1 protein-coding gene is annotated in these 1,205 nt (G+C 65.3%); it reads right to left on the minus strand.

The window, feature by feature from the left end; translation table 11 throughout:
• A partial coding sequence (locus ACTVZP_RS22210) for an NADP-dependent isocitrate dehydrogenase (protein ID WP_443214299.1) occupies window positions 1-1,040 on the minus strand: 1,040 nt, incomplete at its 3' end.
• Between the last annotated feature and the right edge of the window lie 165 nt (window positions 1,041-1,205).

A 1,205-nucleotide genomic window follows, 5' to 3' on the forward strand; every position in this document is an offset into this window, starting at 1 on the left:
TTGCCGTCGAGCTTGGCGCGGTGCTTGAGGCCCCCCGTCCAGGCGTAGATCGAGGCGATGGAGTTGGTCGAGGTCTCCTTGCCCGCCTGGTGCTGGCGGTAGTGGCGGGTGACCGTGCCGTGGGCGGCCTCGGCCTCGACCGTCTGCCCGTCCGGCGTCATCAGGACGGAGGTCATCAGCCCCAGCGAGCCGAAGCCCTGCGCCACGGTGTCCGACTGCACGTCGCCGTCGTAGTTCTTGCAGGCCCAGACATAGCCGCCCGACCATTTCAGCGCCGAGGCCACCATGTCGTCGATCAGCCGGTGCTCGTAGGTGATGCCCGCGGCCTTGAACTTGTCCGCGAATTCCTCCTCGTAGACCTTCTGGAAGAGGTCCTTGAACCGCCCGTCATAGGCCTTGAGGATGGTGTTCTTGGTGGACAGGTAGACCGGCCAGCCGAGGTTCAGCCCGTAGTTCATCGAGGCCCGCGCGAAGTCGAGGATCGACTCGTCGAGGTTGTACATCGCCATGGTCACGCCCGCGCCCGGCGCGTCGAAGACCTCGCGCTCGATCACCTCGCCGTCCTCGCCCACGAACTTGAGCGTGAGCTTGCCCTTGCCCGGGAAGCGGAAGTCGGTCGCGCGGTACTGGTCGCCGAAGGCATGACGGCCGACGACGATCGGCTGGGTCCAGCCCGGCACGAGGCGGGGGACGTTCCTGCAGATGATCGGCTGGCGGAAGATCACGCCGCCGAGGATGTTGCGGATCGTGCCGTTCGGGCTCTTCCACATCGCCTTGAGGCCGAATTCCTCGACCCGCGCCTCGTCGGGGGTGATGGTGGCGCATTTGACGCCCACGCCATGCTGCTTGATGGCATTGGCCGCATCGACCGTGATCTTGTCCTCGGTGCGGTCGCGTTCCTCGATGCCGAGGTCGTAGTAGTGCAGGTCGATGTCGAGATAGGGCAGGATCAGCTTCTGCTTGATGAAGTCCCAGATGATGCGGGTCATCTCGTCGCCGTCGAGTTCGACGACGGGGTTCGCTACCTTGATCTTCGACATGGAGAGGCTCCCGGTTTGTTTGGTCTGGATCCGCATAGCGGAAAAGGCCGCGGGAGGGAAGCCCGGTATGCCGATGTATACCGGTCAGCCCGCGGCGGCGTCGAAATACCGCCGGGTCAGCGCGCGCACATGCTCCCACAGCCGCGGGGCCCCGCGCGCGATCTT

The sequence above is a fragment of the Rhodobacter sp. NSM genome (assembly GCF_052244495.1).
In the GTDB taxonomy this organism is placed as follows: domain Bacteria; phylum Pseudomonadota; class Alphaproteobacteria; order Rhodobacterales; family Rhodobacteraceae; genus Cereibacter_A.